Consider the following 17,908-nt stretch of genomic DNA (forward strand, 5'->3'; position numbering starts at 1 on the left):
CCGCCGCGCCCCCCACCCCGCCAGTCGCCACCTCAGTGCCCGACATCGCCCGACGCGGCACCCGGCCAGTCACCACCCCGCCGCCGGGCACCCCGCCAGTAGCCACCCCGCCGCTCAGCACCTCACCGCTCAGCGACGTCCTGCACCGTCACGGCGCCACCCCTTCCGCGATCCTGGACGCCGCCCACCTCGCCGCACCTCTGGGCGCGGGCGGTGCGGCGGATCGAGTGGTGCCGGCGCCGCTGGGCGTCGACCTCGACCGCCTCCTCGGCCCCGCCGCCACCGCGCTGGACCGTCCCTCCACCCGTGAGCCCCTGCTCCCGCTAGGCGCCGCCGAAGCACGCCGGCGCTGCGCACGCCTGACCCCACCACTCGGCCTGGACGCCCAAGCGGCCTACGAGGCGTCCCTCCGCCTCGCCCTCGCACGCCGTGAACGCGACCACCGCCCCGAACACCTGGCCCTCGCCCTCACCGCCCTGGACCCCGGCGTCGCCTGGGTGCTCAAGACCGCGGACGTCGACCGGAGAGCCCTGCTCGCCGACCTGGCCGCGACCTTCCCGCCGCCACGCCGCAACCCGCTCCTCACCGTCGAACGCCGTCTCGGCCTGCCCTCCCGCCACCGCGACCTCGTCCGCCGCTACCAGCGCACCACCGGACGTGCCGTGACCTCGGTGGACGCCCTGCCCGCCCTGATCCGCGGCTGACGAGCGCCCCCAGCGGGTGAACCGGCGGGTCACCGCGGCGGTCGGGCCCGGTGCGCCGGAAAAGGAGTCGGTGAGCACCGATAACATCTCCGGCACAGGACCGAGCACATACCACCGTGCAGCACACACCGAGGAGTCACCGTGTCCCAGCCGCGCCCCGCAGCCGCTCCAACCCCACCGCGCGTGGTGGTGACGGCGGGGACTACCGCGGGGACGGCGGTGCGTGAAGCGGGGCTGCCGGGCAAGGGCCCGGACGCCGTCGTGGTCGTGCGCGACCCCGAGGGCCACCTCCGCGACCTCTCGTGGACGCCGCAGGTCGACGTCGAGGTGGAGGCCGTCGCCGCCGACACCGCCGACGGCCGCAGCGTCATCCGCCACTCGACCGCACACGTCCTCGCGCAGGCCGTGCAGCAGCAGTTCCCCGACGCGAAGCTGGGCATCGGCCCGCCGGTCAAGGACGGCTTCTACTACGACTTCAAGGTCGACAAGCCGTTCACGCCCGAAGACCTCCAGGCGCTGGAGAAGCGCATGAAGTCGATCATCAAGGGCGCGCAGCGGTTCAACCGCCGGGTGGTCGAGTCGGTCGACGCGGCCAAGTCCGAGCTGGCCGCCGAGCCGTTCAAGCTCGAACTGGTGGACATCAAAAGCGACGTGGACACGGCCGAGGTGATGGAGGTCGGCGGCGGCGAGCTGACGATCTACGACAACCTCGACCCGCGCTCCGGCGACCGCGTCTGGGGCGACCTGTGCCGCGGCCCGCACGTGCCGACGACCAAGCACATCCCGGCGTTCAAGCTGACCCGCGTTGCCGCCGCGTACTGGCGCGGCAACGAGAAGAACCCGCAGTTGCAGCGCATCTACGGCACCGCGTGGGAGTCGCAGGAGGCGCTGGACGCGCACATGGAGCTGCTGGCCGAGGCCGAGCGGCGCGACCACCGCAAGCTCGGCGTCGAGCTGGACCTGTTCAGCTTCCCGGACGAGATCGGCTCCGGCTTGGCGGTGTTCCACCCCAAGGGCGGCATCATCCGCAAGGCGATGGAGGACTACTCGCGCGCCCGCCACGCCGAGGAGGACTACGAGTTCGTCTACTCGCCGCACATCACCAAGGGCAACCTGTTCGAGACGTCCGGTCACCTCGACTGGTACAAGGACGGCATGTACCCGGCGATGCACCTCGACGCCGAGTACGACGACGACGGCAAGTTGCGCAAGCCCGGCCAGGACTACTACCTGAAGCCGATGAACTGCCCGTTCCACGACCTGATCTTCAAGTCGCGCGGGCGGTCGTACCGCGAGCTGCCGCTGCGGATGTTCGAGTTCGGCTCGGTCTACCGGTACGAGAAGTCCGGCGTGATCCACGGCCTGACCCGCGTGCGCGGCATGACGCAGGACGACGCGCACATCTTCTGCACGCCCGACCAGGTCCAGGACGAGCTGAAGTCGCTGCTGTCCTTCGTGCTCGGGCTGCTGCGCGACTACGGCCTGGACGACTTCTACCTGGAGCTGTCCACCCGCAACGACGAGAAGTACGTCGGCTCCGACGAGGTGTGGGAGAAGGCGACCGAGGCGCTGCGCGAGGCGGCCGAGGACTCCGGCCTCGAACTGGTGCCGGACCCGGGTGGCGCGGCGTTCTACGGGCCGAAGATCTCCGTGCAGGCGAAGGACGCGCTGGGCCGCACCTGGCAGATGTCGACCATCCAGCTCGACTTCACGCTGCCCGAGCGGTTCGAGCTGGAGTACACCGGCCCGGACGGCACCCGGCAGCGCCCCGTCATGATCCACCGGGCGTTGTTCGGCTCGATCGAGCGGTTCTTCGGCGTGCTGACCGAGCACTACGCGGGTGCGTTCCCGGCGTGGCTGGCGCCCGTCCAGGTGGTCGGCATCCCGATCGCGGACGAGCACGTCGACCACCTGCTGGCGGTCGCCAAGCAGCTCAAGGCGAAGGGCATCCGGGTCGAGGTGGACGCCTCCGACGACCGGATGCAGAAGAAGATCCGAAACCACACCACGCAGAAGGTGCCGTTCATGCTGCTGGCCGGCGGCAAGGACGTGGAGCAGGGCGCGGTGTCGTTCCGGTTCCGCGACGGCACGCAGATCAACGGCGTGCCGGTGGAGCGGGCCGTCGAGACGGTCGTGGACTGGGTGGCGCGACGGGAGAACTCCTCGCCGACGGCGGAACTCGTCCAGTGACGGACCAGTACGAGGAGCAGGACGGGGTCGGGGTCCACGACGCGTTGCAGCGGCTGTGGACCCCGCACCGCCTCTCGTACGTGCGGGGTGAGGGCAAGGCGGTCGGAGACGAGCCGGAGGGGTGCCCGTTCTGCCGGGTGATCGGGCTGAGCGACGCCGAGGGGCTGATCCTGGCGCGCGGCGAGCTGGTGTTCGCGGTGCTCAACCTGTACCCGTACAACCCGGGTCACCTGATGGTGCTGCCGTACCGGCACGTGCCTGACTACACGGGCCTGACGCCGGCCGAGACGGCCGAGTTCGCCGCGTTCACCCAGACGGCGATGCGGGTGATCCGTGCCGTGGCCAGCCCGCACGGGTTCAACATCGGCATGAACCAGGGCGTCGTGGCGGGTGCCGGCATCGCCGCCCACCTGCACCAGCACGTCGTCCCGCGCTGGGGCGGCGACGCGAACTTCATGCCCGTGATCGGCCACACGAAGGTGCTGCCCCAGCTCCTCGGCGAGACCCGCCAGCTCCTCGCCGACGCCTGGCCAACCCCTTGACCTCCCGTGAGTCCTACGTCCAGGACTCTCGCGTTCCGAACGTAGGACTCACGCGTCGTGAACGTAGGACTCTCGGGTTCTGGAGGTACGACTCGCGCGGATACACGGGGTTGGCGTGGGTTAGATCACCACAGTGCGACCATGATCCGACCTTTAGACACCTTCCTGGCCGATCGTCAAGAAGGGTGAGCGTCGATACGGTGCGTTGCATGACCGCACCAGAGCGTTCGCGGCTGGCCCGAGAACGGCTCTCGCGCGAGTTACGAAGGCTGCGCACCGAGGCCAAGATGACCGGAACGGCCACGGCGCGCGCTACCGGGATGAGCCAGTCCAAGCTGTCGAAGATCGAGAACGGCATGCTCCTCCCGTCCGTGACCGACGTGGAGCGACTTGTCGCGGAACTGTCCGCGACCAGGGAGACCAGGGTCGAGCTGGTCGAGTTGGCCCGCCAGCTGCACGCCGAGGCGGAGACCCGCCGAGTGGTGCTGCACCGCGGGGCCCACCGGCACCAGCAGACCGTGGCACGTATCGAGGCCCGCGCCACCACCAGCCGCTTCTTCCAGAACGCGGGTGTGCCCGCGCTGCTGCAGAGCGAGAACTACCTCAGGGTCGTGCTCAACGCCACGCCCTCCCACGAGCAGGACACCGCGATCGCCACCCTGCGCACCCGTCGGGCCCGCATGGACGACCTGGGCAAGCGGTTCGTGTTCCTGCTCGCGGAGAGCGCCTTGCGCTGGCGGATGGGCTCGGCCGACCTGATGTGCGAGCAGATAGACCACCTGCTCGGCCTCAGCCGAAGACCCAATGTGCAGCTCGGCGTGGTGCCGTGGACGGCGGACGCGAACCTGGTGGCGCTGCACGGTTTCCAGGTGTACGACGAGCGGGTGGTGACGTTGAGCGTGCTGACCGGCAACGCGACCATCACCGACCCGCACGACGTGCGCGAGTACCTGGCGCTGTTCGGCAGGCTCGAACGGCTGGCGGTGCGCGGCGACGCGTTGGACGACCTGCTCGCGCAGGTCTCCAGGGACCACCGCAAGCTCGGCTGAGCTGGGCGGTTAGGCTGCCGGGGACCACTTCGTCCCCGTCGGTAGGTGCCTCGCCACCCCATGCTGAACATCTTCGCCCGCGCGTCCGTCTCCCGCGTCACCGATCCGATCGGGGCGTGGCTGCTGCGCCGCGGCCTCACCCCGAACGCCGTCACGGTGCTGGGCACCGTCGGCTCCGTCGCCGCGTCGCTGTGGTTCATCCCGCGCGGTGAGCTGTTCGTCGGCGCCGTGCTCGTCACGGTGTTCGTGCTGCTGGACCTGATCGACGGCGCCATGGCGCGCGCCCAGGGCGGCGGCACGAGGTTCGGCGCCGTCCTGGACGCGAGCTGCGACCGGATCGCGGACGGCGCGCTGTTCGCCGCCATCGCCTGGTGGACGTTCGGCGTCGACGAGCACGGCCTGGCCGCGGCGACCCTGGTGTCGCTGGTCGGCGCCCAGGTCACCTCGTACGTGAAGGCACGTGCCGAGGCGTCCGGCCTGTCCGCCGACGGCGGGATCGCCGAACGGGCCGAGCGGTTCATCGTCGCGCTGGTCGGCATCGGCCTGCACGGCCTCAGCGTGCCCTACGTGCTGCCGATCGCGCTGTACCTGCTGGCGGCGTTGGTGACGATCACCGTGGTCCAGCGCATCCTGGCCGTGAGCCGCGCCGCGAAGGAGCTCGGGAAGTGAAAGCGCGGGACATCAAGGGTGGCTTGGCCGACCTCGGCTACGCGGCCGGGTGGCGCCTGGCGCGGCTGCTGCCGGAGAGCTGGGCGCGCGGCCTGTTCGACCTGGCCGCCGACCGGGCCGCGAAACGGGGCGGCGGCGGTGTCCGGCAGCTGCGGGCGAACCTGCGCCGGGTCGTGCCGCGGGCCGGTGAGGCGGAGCTGGACGAGCTGGTCCGGCTCGCGCTGCGCTCGTACGCGCGGTACTGGCGCGAGGCGTTCCGGCTGCCGTCGCTCGACCTCGAGGCCGCCTACGCCGAGTGCGACCGGACGATGACCGGCGTGGAGAACCTGGACGCGGCGCTGGCCGAGGGCCGGGGCGCGGTGATCGCGCTCCCGCACTGCGGCAACTGGGACATGGCGGGCGTCTGGCTGGTCGGGCACTGCGGCACGTTCACCACCGTCGCCGAGCGGCTCAAGCCCGAATCGCTGTACCGGCGGTTCATCGCGTTCCGCGAGAGCCTCGGCTTCGAGGTGGTCCCGCTGACCGGCGGCGACCGCAACCCGGCGGTCGTGCTCACCGAACGGCTGCGCGCCAACAAGGTCGTCTGCCTGCTGGCCGACCGCGACCTCACCGCCGGCGGCGTGCCGGTGACGTTCTTCGGCGAGCGCACGCTGATGCCCGCCGGTCCGGCGCACCTGGCCGCGACGACGGGCGCGGCGCTGATCCCGGCGGGCCTGTGGTTCACCGAGGACGGCTGGGTCATCCGGCTGCACCCGCCGGTCCGGGTCCCGGGCACGGCGGGCGTGCCGGCCGCGACCCAGCAGCTGGCGGACGTGTTCGCGGCCGACATCGCCGCGCACCCCACCGACTGGCACATGATGCAGCAGCTGTGGCTGGCGGACCTGCCGGAGAGCAGGCAGAAGGCGCTGCGCCGGGTGCTGGCCCGCCGGGGTGAATCGGCGTGAAGGTCGGCATCGTCTGCCCGTACTCCTTCGAGGTGCCCGGAGGCGTGCAGGCCCACGTGGTCGACCTGGCGCGCGCGCTGCGGGGCCTCGGGCACGAGGTGGAGGTGCTGGCGCCCGCGGACGACGACACGCCGGTGCCGGAGTTCGTCACGTCCGCCGGCCGCTCGGTCGGCATCCCGTACAACGGGTCGGTGGCGCGGCTGTCGTTCGGGCCGGTGTCGTTCACCCGGGTCCGGCGGTGGATCGCCGAGCACGACTTCGACGTGCTGCACCTGCACGAGCCGACCGCGCCGTCGCTGTCGATGCTGGCGCTGATGGTCGCGGACGGGCCGATCGTCGCCACCTTCCACACGTCCACGCCGCGCTCGAAGATGCTGTCCGCGTTCCAGGTGGTGCTCCAGCCGTTCCTGGAGAAGATCACCGCCCGGATCGCGGTGTCCGCGCTCGCCCGGCGGGTGCAGGTGGAACACCTCGGCGGCGACGCGGTGGAGATCCCGAACGGGGTGGACGTCGGGTTCTTCGCCGACGCGAAGCCGTTGGACGGCTACCCGCGCCCCGGCGGCACGGTCGGCTTCGTCGGCCGGTTCACCGAGCCGCGCAAGGGCATGCCGGTCCTGCTCGACGCGTTCCGCGCGCTGGACGAGCCGGACGTGCGGCTGCTGATCGTCGGACGCGGTGACGAAGCCGAGTTGCGCAAGCAGGCGGGTCCGGAGCTGGCGTCGCGGATGGTGTTCCTCGGCATGGTGGACGACGAGACGAAAGCGCGCGCGCTGCGCAGCGTCGACGTCTACTGCGCGCCCAACACCGGTGGCGAGAGCTTCGGGATCATCCTGACGGAGGCGATGTCGGCGGGCGCGGCGGTGCTGTCGAGCGACCTGGACGCGTTCCGGCGGGTGCTGGACGACGGCAAGACCGGGGTGCTGACCCCCGTGGGCGACTCGGCGGCGTTGGCGGCGGCGTTGCGCGACCTGCTGACCGACCCGGTCCGGCGGGCGGACTACGTGGCCGCCGCGCGGCAGCGGGTGATGATGTTCGACTGGTCGGTGGTGGCCGCGCAGGTGGTGCGGGTCTACGAGAGCGCCATGGCGGCCGATCCGCGACGGGTGGGCGAGGCGTGACCAGTTCCGGCGTCGCGATGACGTTCCTGGTGTTGTTGGGGTTGGCGGTGCTGATCGGCCCGTGGACGCTCGGCACGGCGAACCGGCTGGACCGGCTGCACGTGCGCACGGACGCGGCGTGGGCGGCTCTCGACGCGGCCCTGGCGCGGCGCGCGGTGGTCACGCGCGCGGTGGCGGCGGTGTGCGGCAAGTCGGACCTGCGCGCGGCGGCGGACCGGGCGGAACGGTCGCCGCGGGCCGATCGCGAGGCGGCGGAGAACCGGCTGTCGGCGTTGCTGGAGGGGCTGGACCGGTCGGTGCTCAAGCCCGAACTGGCGGCCGAGCTGTCCGACGCCGAGCAGCGGGTGGTGCTGGCCCGGCGCGTGCACAACGACGCGGTGCGGGACACGTTGTCGTTGCGGCGGCGGCGGTCCGTGCGGTGGTTGCGGCTCGCGGGCACCGCGCCAACGCCGTCGTACTTCGAGATCGCCGAGCCGGGCGTGGACTCCGAGGTGTCCCCGTTGACCCAGCGCGTGTCGGCGCGGGTCGTGCTGCTGGACGCCGAGGACCGGGTGCTGATGTTCGAGGGCTTCGACCCGACCCGGCCGGACGAGCTGTTCTGGTTCACCGTCGGCGGCGGGGTCGAGCCGGGGGAGGACATCCGGACGGCGGCGGTGCGGGAGCTGTTCGAGGAGACCGGGGTGCGGCTGGTCCGGGAGGACCTGGTCGGTCCGCTGTGGAAGCGGCACGCCGTGTTCGCGTTCGACGGCTTGAGCTACGCGGCGGCCGAGTGGTTCTTCGTCGCGCGGGTGGACGCGGTCGAGGTGGACACCTCGCGGTTCAACGACATCGAGCGGCAGACCATCCGCCGGCACCGGTGGTGGTCGGTGGCGGAGCTGGAGTCCACCGACGCGACCGTGTACCCGGTGCAGCTGGCCGAGGTGCTGCCCGGCGCGCTGGCCGACTGGGACGGCACCACCCGTTCCGTGCGCTGATTTCCCTGCGGTCCTGCCCTGATTTCCCGAAAATAGCGGGCGACCGCACTTCTGCGGATCTTTGCCGGCGGATCCGACTATTGTGTGTGGCACGCTGGGTGGGGGAATACCGCTACTACGGGGACGAATCAGTCCGACTGGGCCAGCGGAATTCGGCTCGCCGTCGGGAGGCTCTGTGTCACTTGTTGAGCGATTCGTCGTCGGCGTCGACATCCAGAGCTTCTCCGCCAGGGTGACCCGGCAGCAGGTCGTGCTCCAGAACGGACTCGACCGGATGCTCGACGAGGCCGCGCGGAGCGTGGGGCTCAACCGCGAGCTGTGGACGCGGCACCCCGCCGGGGACGGCGAGGTCGCGGTGCTGCCCGCTGACGTGGACCTTCTAGCGGTGGTGCGGCGGTTCATCACCGAACTCGACCTCAGGCTCACCGACCACAACGACGACCACGACGCGGGGGCGCGCATCCGGCTGAGGGTGGCGATGCACATCGACGTGGTGACCCGACCCGGTCCGCTGGGTTACGCCGGACCGGCCCTGACCGTGCTGCAGCGCCTGCTCGATTCCGAGCCGCTCCGGTCCGCGCTGGTGGCGGCTCCGAAGGCCAACCTCGCGCAGATCATCTCGGAGTCCCTCTACCGCAAGGCCGTGCTCCCCGAACTCGGCGGGCTGCGACCGCGGCAGTTCCGGCCGGTGCGGGTGGACCTGCCGGCGAAGGACTTCCACGAGGCGGCCTACGTGTTCGTGCCCGGCGAGTCGCCCGCGCCGCAGGCCGAGCAGCCGGACGAGCAGCGCAAGAACCCCGGTGCGGCGTGGTCGGCCTTGCCCGGCTTCCCCTTCGTGCTGCCCGCGCTGCGGACCGAACGGCGACCGCCCAAGCCCCGCGCGCAGCGCTCGACGGCGGTCAAGGAGACGGTGACCGGTGCGGTGGAGGTGGTCGAGCCGGTCGAGCCGCCGTCGGTCGACCTCGGTCCCGAGGTGCGCCAAGCGGTGCGCGAGGTGCGGGAGGCGCTTGCGCGGGGTGAGGTCGACGTCGCGGACGTCCGGACCACGCGGACGTTGCTCGTGGCGGCGGGGCGCGACGGCAAGGGGTGGCTGCGCGCGTCGGACGGGCCACTGCTGGCCGGCGCGCTGCTGACCGAACTCGATCAAGCGTGGTCGGAGTTCTCCGGCGGCGGGTGGGGTTTCCGCGCCCAGCGCGCACGCCTCCACGGGGTGACGCTGACCGGGCCGCGCGAGTTCCGGGAATTGTCGGTCGCACTGGGGTGGCGCGCCGAGAAAGCCGAGACTATTCCGCTGTACCGGGAATTCATCAAGCGGGCGAACGCGGGCGAATCGTTCTACCCGACGTTGCGCAATCCCGAGCGGGAAGTTTATCCGACCTGGCACGACGAGTGGTCGCCGACGGTCATGGCCGTGCACGTCCGGCTGCAGCAGTGGGAGCGGTGAGATGGAATTCATCATCCTGATCGTGGTGGTCGCCGCCGGCGGCTGGTTCGGCGTCGCCGGGGTGCGGACCGTGCCCAGCGGGCAGGTCGGCGTGGTGACCAAGGTGTTCGACACCCGGCCGAGGCGCCCGGAGGACGACCCGCGGGTGAGCTTCCTCGACGCGGCCGGTCCCCAGGCGCGGCTGCTGCACGGGAACACGCGCACGTGGCTGGTCCCGTGGCTGTACCGGGTGGAACTCGTCCCGCAGACGTACGTGCCGAGCGGGACGATCGGCGTCGTCGTGGCCAAGGCGGGTGTGGCACGTCCGCCGGACAGCTCGATCGCCCAGCACGTCGAGTGCGACCACTTCCAGGACGGCGAGCGCTTCCTGCGCGACCGCGGTCAGCAGGGCCGTCAGCTCGAGGTGTTGCCCAGCGGGTTCTACGACATCAACCCGGTGCTGTTCGAGGTGATCACGGTGCACACGCCGGAGGCGATGGCGCGCGAGGGCCTGACGGCACAGGCCCTCGCCGAGATCGAGATCGAGATCGGTGAGACCGGGGTGGTGGTCACCCACTTCGGGGCCAAGCCGCACCTGGTCGACGTCGGCCCACCGGTCGACGGCCACCGGAGCTTCCAGCTGCCGTGGGTGTTCCTGGCCGGTGGGGGATGGCGCGGTGTCCAGCGGGAGACGCTGGACGAGGGTGGCCGCTACACGCTCAACCCGTGGTTCGCGCACGTGGTGGAAGTGCCGACGCGGGTCCTGATCCTGGAGTGGACCAAGGACAAGAAGACCACCAGCAACCTGGACATCTCCCTGGGCCAGGTCGTCCTGGACGTGCAGGGGTACACCGTCCGGCTGGACATGAAGCAGACCGTGCGCATCCCGGCCACGGCGGCGCCGGGCATCGTGCGCAACTTCGGTCTCGGCGGGCAGGGCGAGGCGGGTGGGCGCAGTTCGGTGCAGGAGTTCGTGAAGAAGGAACTGGCGGCCACCGTGGACGCCTACTTCCGCCGGATCTCCTCGCGCTACCGCATCCAGGAGTTCATCACCCGGTACAACGAGGTGTGCAACGAACTCGCGGGTGAGGTGCGCCAGGCGCTGGACCGCACGGGCGTCGACGCCATCACCACGACGCTGGAGAACTTCGAGTGCGACGAGCCGGAGATCAACGACATGCGGCGGCAGATCGCCGTGCAGCAGGAGAGCGTCAAGCTCGAAGAGGCGAAGCTGGCCGAGTTGCGGGCGCGCAAGGCCAGCGAGGAGGTCCGCAACGAGACCGCGTTGCAGCAGGTCAAGGTGGAAGAAGAACGTCGCAGGCTGGATTTCGTCGAGCTGAAGATGCTCGTCGAGCTGCTCGGCCCCGAGCACGTGACCGTGGAGCGCGTCCTCGCGCAGTGGGTGAAGGTCAACGTCCCGCAGTACATCGGCGGCTCGGACGTGATGGGCATGCTCCAGTCGATGCCGATGGCTCAGACGCGGGACATCATGGCCATGATCAAGAACGTCGCGGCGCGTGCGGAACCCGATCCATCGGAACTCACCAGCGGCAACAACGGCTCCGCCGAGAACTGACCCCGGCGAGCACTGGCCCGCCGAGGGCTGATCCAGCCGAGCGCTGGCCCCGCCGAGTGCTGACTCTGTCGAGCACTGACCCGCCGAGTGCTGGCCCGCCGAGTGCTGGCCCGCCGAGTGCTGGCCCGCCGAGTGCTGACCCGGCGAGCACTGGCCCGCCGAGTGCTGATCCAGCCGAGTGCTGGCCCTGTCTAGCGCTGGCCCAGCCGAGTGCTGGCCCCGGCGAGCGCTGACTCCCGCCGGCGGCTACAGGATGAACGTCGCGATCATCTGCCCCAGCAGCCGCACGTCGGCGTGGCCCTTGAACTCCAGTCGCACCTGACCCAGGCCGCTGAACCACAGGTCGAGTTCGGCGTCCATGTCGAACGTCCCCGCCGTCTCGATGGAGAACGCCTGCACCCGGCTGTACGGCAGCGACGTGAAGTCCTTCTTGCGGCCGGTCATGCCCTGGACGTTCACCGCGATCACCCGCTTGTTGGTGAACACCACGAAATCACGCACCGTCTTGAAGCTCGACACGATGTGCTCGCCCTGGATCAGGATCGGCGACACCTGGGACGCGATGTCCTCGGGACGGCACGGGGCCAGCTTGAAGACGGACTGCTTCTCGAAGTCGATCACACCACCGAAAGTACCCGCTAGCCCGACCACCCCGCCCGGTTCGTGGCCGATTCCCGGGAGATCCCCGACCCCGTCTCCGGGTGATCCCCGAACAGGTCGGCGTGCACCCCCGAGAAGAAGTAGCACATCGCCTCACCCTCGGCGTCACCGATGGCCACCCGGGGATCGCGGGACACCGCCTCGTAGAACTCCTGCCCCATGGCGACGATGAAGCCGCGCGCGTACAGGAACCCGTCGTCCGAGCCCTCGGTGACCTCGTGCACGTCGGCCCGGTCGATCTCGTGCAGCTTCCGCTCGACCACCCGGTCCAGCGCGGTCAGCTCCTCGGCGGACAGCCCGGCGCAGGCCTCGCCCAACGCCGCCAGCACCAAGTCGAGGTGTTCTTCGAGTTCGGCGGCTTCCTCGAAGGCGTCAACGGACACGTCGCGCTTGGCCAACGCGTGGCGCAGCTCGTTCGGCTCGGGGCCGAGCGTGGCCCACGCGTCTTCCAGCATCGCCCAGAAACGGGCCTCTTCGGCAGCGGTAGGGAGGATCATGGGGCGAAGCTAGCAACGGGGTCCGACAATTCCGGCCCTCCACCGCGCCGGGTCGTGCCGGGAGAAATCAGTCGGCGCGCTTGAAGCTGTCGATCACGCCGCCCCAGGCGGGCCCGTCCCAGGTGACGACGAGCGACGAGCCGTCCGGCTTGAGCGCCAAGGTCCCGCGCTTGCGGTCCTCGTTCGGCGTGGTGCAGGTGAGGGTGAGGACCGGCTCGGCCGCGTCGGCGTCGGCAACGGCGCCGGGGCACGCGAGCCCGCCGGTCGTCTTCGCGGTCGCGCCGGTGATGGTGAGCGCGGCGATCGGGCTGTCGTTGATCGGCTTCCACGTCCCGTCCAGGCCCTTCGCCTGCGGCTTCTCCGTCGTCGTTTCCGGCGTCGCCGACGTGGTCGTGGTCGTCGCCGGGGACGCGTTCTGCTCGCCCCCGCCATCGCCACCGCCGCAGCCGGTCAACAGCCCGGCGGACAGCCCGAGAACCGCGACACCCAGTGCCAAGCGCATGGAAGAGCCCCCTCTTCAGTGATCTTCCGGCTCTGTGATCTTCCGGAAAGCGGGCACCATCCCAGCGCACCGCCCCCGATCGAGGCAAATCGGCCGTGCGCGGACGTGCGGGCGTGCGGGTGACCGGGGCAGGGTCACCCGCACGCCCAGGGCTGCGATCACACCGGCGCGATCACACCGCCGCGATCACACCGCCGCGATCACACCGCCGCGATCACACCGGCGCGATCACACCGCCGCGATCACATCGGGCGGAATCACATCGGGCGCGATCACACCCGGCCGATCACCTCGTTGCCGTAGGCCGCGAGCGTCTTGTCCTTGTCGTCGTGCATCAGGTACAGCGCGAACTGGTCCACGCCCAGTTCCTTCAGTTCCCGCAACCGGTCCACGTGCGCGGAAGCCGGGCCGAGCAGGCAGAACCGGTCCACGATCGCGTCCGGCACGAAGTCCGTCGACCGGTTGCCCGCCTTGCCGTGGTGGGCGTAGTCGTAGCCCTCGCGGCCCTTGATGTACTCCGTCAACGCCGCCGGCACGACACCCGAGTCGCCGTACCGCGCAACCAGGTCGGCCACGTGGTTGCCGACCATCCCGCCGAACCAGCGCAGCTGGTCGCGCTGGTGCGACAGGTCCGTGCCCACGTACGCGGGCGCGGCCACGCACATCGTGATCGCCGCCGGGTCGCGCCCCGCGGCTACCGCCGCCTCGCGCACCGACCCGATCGTCCACCGCGCGATGTCCGGGTCGGCGGTCTGCAGGATGAACCCGTCCGCCTGCTCTCCGACCAGCTTCAACGCCTTCGGCCCGTAAGCGGCCATCCACATCTCCAGCTTGCCGTCACGCACCCAGGGGATGCGCACCGGCGTGCCGTGGTGCTCGACCTCCCGACCCTCGGCCAACCCCTTGATCACCGCCATGGCCTGGCCCAGGGTCGCCAGGGACGCCGGTTTCTGCCCGATCACCCGCCGCGCCGAGTCGCCACGCCCGATCCCGCACACCGTGCGGTTGCCGAACATGTCGTTCAACGTCGCGAACAGCGAGGCCGTCACCGACCAGTCCCGCGTGCTCGGGTTGGTCACCATCGGCCCGACCACCAGCTCACGGGTGGCCGCGAGCACCTGCGAGTAGATGACGAACGGCTCCTGCCACAGCACCACCGAGTCGAACGTCCAGCCGTACCGGAAACCGTTGTCCTCCGCGGCTTTCATCGTGGCCACGACGTCCCGCGCGGGCGGGTCCGTCTGGAGCACCACACCGAAGTCCACTTCCGCCTCCTACACCAGGTACTGGTTCAGCTCGCGGGACAGGAACTTCCCGTGTCCGGCCGCGCCGTGGAAACCGCCGGAGTCCACGACCACCCGGCCGCGCGAGAGCACCGTGTCGACCTTGCCGGTGATCTCCATGCCCTCGTACGCCGAGTAGTCCACGTTCATGTGGTGGGTGGCCGCCGAGATGACCTGCGTCGCCGACGGGTCGTACACCACGACGTCCGCGTCCGCGCCGGGCGCGACGACACCCTTGCGCGGGTGCAGGCCGAACATCCGCGCGGGCGTGGTGGAGCAGATCTCGACCCACCGCTCCAGGCTGATCTCGCCCTTCACCACGCCCTGGTGCAGCAGGTCCATCCGGTGTTCTACGCCCGGCATCCCGTTGGGGATCTTCGAGAAGTCACCGCGCCCCAGCTCCTTCTGGTCCTTGAAGCAGAACGGGCAGTGGTCGGTCGACACCACCGACAGGTCGTTGGTGCGCAGGCCGCGCCACAGCTCCGACTGGTGCTCCTTGGGGCGCAGCGGGGGAGAGGCGACGTACTTCGAGCCCTCGAAGCCCGGTTTCGCCAGGTCCTCCAGCGACAGGTACAGGTACTGCGGGCAGGTCTCGGCGAACACGTTCTGCCCGGTGTCACGGGCTTTCGTGACCGCGTCCAACGCCTGCGCGGCGGACAGGTGCACGATGTACAGCGGCGACCCGGTGACCTTCGCCAGCGTGATGGCGCGGGACGTGGCCTCGCCCTCCAGCTCGGCGGGCCTGGTCAGGCCGTGCTCGACCGGGTCCGTGCGGCCCTGTGCCAGCGCCTGCGCGACCAGCTGGTCGATCGCGATGCCGTTCTCCGCGTGCATCATGACCGTGGCGCCGGTCTCCCGCGCCTTCTGCATCGCGCGCAGGATCTCGCCGTCCGTGGCGTAGAAGACGCCGGGGTAGGCCATGAACATCTTGAACGTGTTCACGCCCGCGTCGACGCAGGACTCCATCTCCTTCAACGACGTGTCGTTGACGTCGGAGACGATCATGTGGAACCCGTAGTCGATGGCGCAGTTGCCATCCGCCTTGCCGTGCCACTTGTCCAACGTGGACAGCAGCGAGGTGCCCTTCACCTGCACGGCGAAGTCGATGATCGTGGTCGTGCCGCCCCACGCCGCCGCGATCGTGCCGGTCTCGAAGGTGTCCGCGGAGAACGTGCCGCCGAACGGCATCTCCATGTGGGTGTGCCCGTCGATGCCGCCGGGGATGACGTACTTGCCGGTGGCGTCGATCGTCTCGTCGGCCTGCAGCGGGAAACCGGGCGCCAGCAGCGCGACGATCTTCTCGCCGTCCACCAGCACGTCGGCGGCGACGGCGCCGGTGGCGTTCACCACCGTGCCGCCCTTGATCAGGGTGCTCACGGCCGCACCAGCCCCTCGTACGTGTCGGGCCGGCGGTCGCGGTAGAACGCCCACAGGTTGCGGACCTCGGCCAGCAGGTCCATGTCGAGGTCCCGGACCACGATCTCCTCCTCCGTGTCGGAGGCGGCCTCGCCCACCAGCTGACCGCGCGGGTCGGCGAAGTAGGACTGGCCGTAGAAGTCGTTGTCACCCAGCGGTTCCACGCCCACGCGGTTGATCGTGCCGACGTAGTACTCGTTCGCCACGGCCGCCGCGGGCTGCTCCAGCCGCCACAGGTACTCCGACAGGCCGCGGCTGGTCGCGGACGGGTTGAACACGATCTGCGCGCCGTTCAGCCCGAGCGCCCGCCAGCCCTCCGGGAAGTGCCGCTCGTAGCAGATGTAGACGCCCACCTTGCCCACGGCGGTGTCGAACACCGGGTAGCCGAGGTTGCCGGGCTTGAAGTAGAACTTCTCCCAGAACCCCTTCACCTGGGGAATGTGGTTCTTGCGGTGCTTGCCGAGGTACGTGCCGTCCGCGTCGATCACCGCGGCGGTGTTGTAGTAGATCCCCGGCTGCTCCTCCTCGTACATCGGCACCACGAGCACCACGCCGTGCTGCTCGGCCAGCTCGCACATCAGCTCGGTGGTCGGACCGTCGGGGATGCCCTCGGTGTAGGAGTAGAAGTCCGCGTCCTGCACCTGGCAGAAGTACGGCCCGTAGAACAACTCCTGGAGGCACACGACCTGCGCGCCCTGCGACGCGGCGGTGCGGACCGCCTCGACCGCGTTCGCGATCATCGACTCCTTGTCGCCGGTCCACTTCTGCTGCACGAGACCTGCGCGGATGATCTTGCTCACGCGTTCTCCCTCCGTGGCGTCAGGACCAGGTAGACGAGCATGCCGCCGACCAGGCCGACGACCCAGTTGTAGTCGTAGAGCGGTTTGAGGAACGGGATCAGGCCGTCCGCCGGGAACGGCCCGTTGTAGGCGCCGCCCACGGCCAGCACCGAACCCACCAGCGTGGCCGCGACGGCGCGCCAGTTCCAGCCGGCCTTGAACCAGTACGCGCCCCGTCCGGACAGGTACAGGTCGGGCAGTTCCAGCCGGGTCCGGCCGAGGATCCAGTAGCCGGCGACGAACACGCCCGCCACGGACCCCAGCAGGCCGCCGTAGAAGCCGAGCCAGGCGAAGATGTAGATGCCCGGGTCCGAGATCAGCCGCCACGGCTGCATCAGCACGCCGATGACGCCGGTGATGAGGCCGCCGAGCGCGAACGTGATCCGCTTCGGGAACGCGTTGGAGAAGTCGTAGGACGGGCTGACCACGTTCGCCGCGAGGTTCGCCGACACCGTCGCCAGCACCAGCGCCACCAGGGCGACGAGCACCACGGCGGTGCTGTCGAACCGGCTGGCCAGCGCGGCCGGGTCCCAGATCGCCTCGCCGTACAGCGCCATCGCGCCGGACGTGGTCAGGATCGCCACGATGGCGATGAACGACATCGTCGTGGGCAGGCCGAGGATCTGGCCGACGACCTGCTTGCGCTGGCTGCCGCCGAACCGGGTGAAGTCCGGCATGTTCAGCGACAGCGTCGACCAGAACGCGATCATGCCCATCAGCGACGGGAAGAACACCTTCCAGAAGTCCGCGCCCCAGCCGAGCTTGGACGGCTCGGACAGGATCGGGCCGAACCCGCCCGCCTTCACCGCGACGTAGCCGAGCAGGACCAGGAAGCCGACGCTGACCAATGGCGCGGTCCAGTTCTCGAACCGCCGGATGGCGTCCATGCCGCGCCAGATGATCAGCATCTGGACCACCCAGAAGCCCAGGAAGCACAGCCACAGCGTCCACACCTGGCCCAGCACGACCGGCGCGTTCACCCACCCGTCACCGGCCAGCCGGCCGACGATCACGTACAGCGCGACGCCACCCACCCACGTCTGGATGCCGAACCACGCGCACGCGATGAACGCCCGCAGCAACGCCACCAGGTTCGCGCCGCGCACCCCGTAGAACGCGCGGGCGAACACCGGGAACGGGATGCCGTACTTGGTGCCCGCGTGGCTGTTGAGCAGCATCGGGACCAGCACGATGAGGTTGCCCAGGGTGATGGTGACGAACGCCTGCACCCAGTCCATGCCCAGCGCCACCAGGGACGCGGCGAGCGTGTAGCTCGGGATGTTGTGCGCCATGCCCATCCACAGCGCGAAGAAGTTGTAGGTGGACCAGGTGCGCCGCTCCAGCGGGACCGGCGCCAGTTCCGGGTTGTAGTGGGGGCTGTCCGCGATGGCCGAGTGATCGCGGAGTTCGACGCGGCCGTCGGGGTCGGCTGTGACCTGCGTTGCGGAGTCAAGGGCCATCGGTCACTTCCCTGTTACGCTCGTGAAACACCCTTCTGGCGGGCGCTTCGCCGCGATTTCCA

Annotated in this window: 17 protein-coding genes; 10 read left to right on the forward strand and 7 right to left on the reverse strand. The window is 70.2% G+C overall.

The genetic code is table 11. The annotated features are described in order from the left end of the window. The 10 genes from OQ02_RS26630 to OQ02_RS26680 form a co-directional block, all read left to right on the forward strand. The coding region (locus OQ02_RS26630; protein ID WP_442973680.1) for a hypothetical protein at positions 1–704 on the forward strand (704 nt) is incomplete at its 5' end. A 183-nt stretch (positions 705–887) separates the two neighbouring features. After that, entirely contained in the window at positions 888–2,894 is a 2,007-nt protein-coding gene (gene thrS, locus OQ02_RS26635) for a threonine--tRNA ligase (protein WP_156077340.1), read from the forward strand. Then, on the forward strand, positions 2,891–3,436 hold the full coding sequence (locus OQ02_RS26640) for an HIT family protein (RefSeq protein WP_033441343.1): 546 nt from the start codon (positions 2,891–2,893) through the stop codon (positions 3,434–3,436). Before thrS ends, OQ02_RS26640 begins: the two co-directional genes overlap by 4 nt. 209 nt (positions 3,437–3,645) lie before the next feature. Then, on the forward strand, positions 3,646–4,485 hold the full coding sequence (locus OQ02_RS26645; protein WP_033441344.1) for a helix-turn-helix domain-containing protein: 840 nt from the start codon (positions 3,646–3,648) through the stop codon (positions 4,483–4,485). A 60-nt stretch (positions 4,486–4,545) separates the two neighbouring features. Continuing rightward, positions 4,546–5,154 carry a phosphatidylinositol phosphate synthase gene (gene pgsA / locus OQ02_RS26650; RefSeq protein ID WP_033441345.1) on the forward strand — a complete coding sequence of 203 codons (609 nt, stop codon included), beginning with the start codon at positions 4,546–4,548 and terminating at the stop codon, positions 5,152–5,154. Between the two features lie 11 nt (positions 5,155–5,165). Then, complete coding sequence (locus OQ02_RS26655) at positions 5,166–6,098, forward strand: phosphatidylinositol mannoside acyltransferase (RefSeq protein WP_033441496.1); 933 nt, start codon at positions 5,166–5,168, stop codon at positions 6,096–6,098. Then, entirely contained in the window at positions 6,095–7,216 is a 1,122-nt protein-coding gene (locus tag OQ02_RS26660; RefSeq protein ID WP_033441346.1) for a glycosyltransferase family 4 protein, read from the forward strand. The genes OQ02_RS26655 and OQ02_RS26660 overlap by 4 nt, the downstream gene beginning before the upstream one ends. Then, complete coding sequence (locus OQ02_RS26665) at positions 7,213–8,190, forward strand: NUDIX hydrolase (RefSeq protein ID WP_033441347.1); 978 nt, start codon at positions 7,213–7,215, stop codon at positions 8,188–8,190. The genes OQ02_RS26660 and OQ02_RS26665 overlap by 4 nt, the downstream gene beginning before the upstream one ends. A 175-nt stretch (positions 8,191–8,365) precedes the next feature. Further along, positions 8,366–9,634 carry a GUN4 domain-containing protein gene (locus tag OQ02_RS41340; protein ID WP_156077329.1) on the forward strand — a complete coding sequence of 423 codons (1,269 nt, stop codon included), beginning with the start codon at positions 8,366–8,368 and terminating at the stop codon, positions 9,632–9,634. Between the two features lies 1 nt (position 9,635). Beyond that, on the forward strand, positions 9,636–11,189 hold the full coding sequence (locus OQ02_RS26680) for an SPFH domain-containing protein (protein WP_051772833.1): 1,554 nt from the start codon (positions 9,636–9,638) through the stop codon (positions 11,187–11,189). Positions 11,190–11,435: 246 nt separating this feature from the next. Here OQ02_RS26680 and OQ02_RS26685 read toward each other — a convergent pair whose 3' ends face one another. From OQ02_RS26685 to OQ02_RS26715, 7 genes are all read right to left on the reverse strand, one after another. After that, complete coding sequence (locus OQ02_RS26685; protein ID WP_033441348.1) at positions 11,436–11,810, reverse strand: PH domain-containing protein; 375 nt, start codon at positions 11,808–11,810, stop codon at positions 11,436–11,438. A 17-nt stretch (positions 11,811–11,827) separates the two neighbouring features. Continuing rightward, a complete protein-coding gene (locus tag OQ02_RS26690; protein ID WP_033441349.1) occupies positions 11,828–12,346 on the reverse strand; it encodes a DUF4240 domain-containing protein in 519 nt (172 codons plus the stop codon). Between the two features lie 67 nt (positions 12,347–12,413). Continuing rightward, entirely contained in the window at positions 12,414–12,848 is a 435-nt protein-coding gene (locus tag OQ02_RS44140) for a hypothetical protein (protein ID WP_033441350.1), read from the reverse strand. A 272-nt stretch (positions 12,849–13,120) separates the two neighbouring features. Then, positions 13,121–14,113, reverse strand: coding sequence for a TIGR03842 family LLM class F420-dependent oxidoreductase (locus OQ02_RS26700; protein ID WP_033441351.1), 993 nt, complete (start codon positions 14,111–14,113; stop codon positions 13,121–13,123). 9 nt (positions 14,114–14,122) lie between these two features. Further along, complete coding sequence (gene hydA, locus OQ02_RS26705) at positions 14,123–15,508, reverse strand: dihydropyrimidinase (RefSeq protein ID WP_033441352.1); 1,386 nt, start codon at positions 15,506–15,508, stop codon at positions 14,123–14,125. Beyond that, entirely contained in the window at positions 15,505–16,347 is an 843-nt protein-coding gene (locus OQ02_RS26710) for a nitrilase-related carbon-nitrogen hydrolase (RefSeq protein WP_033441353.1), read from the reverse strand. The genes hydA and OQ02_RS26710 overlap by 4 nt, the downstream gene beginning before the upstream one ends. Beyond that, on the reverse strand, positions 16,344–17,846 hold the full coding sequence (locus OQ02_RS26715; protein ID WP_051772834.1) for an NCS1 family nucleobase:cation symporter-1: 1,503 nt from the start codon (positions 17,844–17,846) through the stop codon (positions 16,344–16,346). Before OQ02_RS26715 ends, OQ02_RS26710 begins: the two co-directional genes overlap by 4 nt. Between the last annotated feature and the right edge of the window lie 62 nt (positions 17,847–17,908).

Source organism: Saccharothrix sp. NRRL B-16314 (assembly GCF_000716595.1).
Taxonomy (GTDB): Bacteria; Actinomycetota; Actinomycetes; order Mycobacteriales; family Pseudonocardiaceae; genus Actinosynnema.

Excerpts from the sequence above, each read along its gene's own strand:
- OQ02_RS26645 (WP_033441344.1), top strand. The coding sequence starts at position 3,646 with ATGACCGCACCAGAGCGTTCGCGGCTGGCCCGAGAACGGCTCTCGCGC.
- pgsA (WP_033441345.1), top strand. The coding sequence starts at position 4,546 with ATGCTGAACATCTTCGCCCGCGCGTCCGTCTCCCGCGTCACCGATCCG.
- OQ02_RS26680 (WP_051772833.1), top strand. The coding sequence starts at position 9,636 with ATGGAATTCATCATCCTGATCGTGGTGGTCGCCGCCGGCGGCTGGTTC.
- OQ02_RS26690 (WP_033441349.1), bottom strand. The coding sequence starts at position 12,346 with ATGATCCTCCCTACCGCTGCCGAAGAGGCCCGTTTCTGGGCGATGCTG.
- OQ02_RS44140 (WP_033441350.1), bottom strand. The coding sequence starts at position 12,848 with ATGCGCTTGGCACTGGGTGTCGCGGTTCTCGGGCTGTCCGCCGGGCTG.
- OQ02_RS26715 (WP_051772834.1), bottom strand. The coding sequence starts at position 17,846 with ATGGCCCTTGACTCCGCAACGCAGGTCACAGCCGACCCCGACGGCCGC.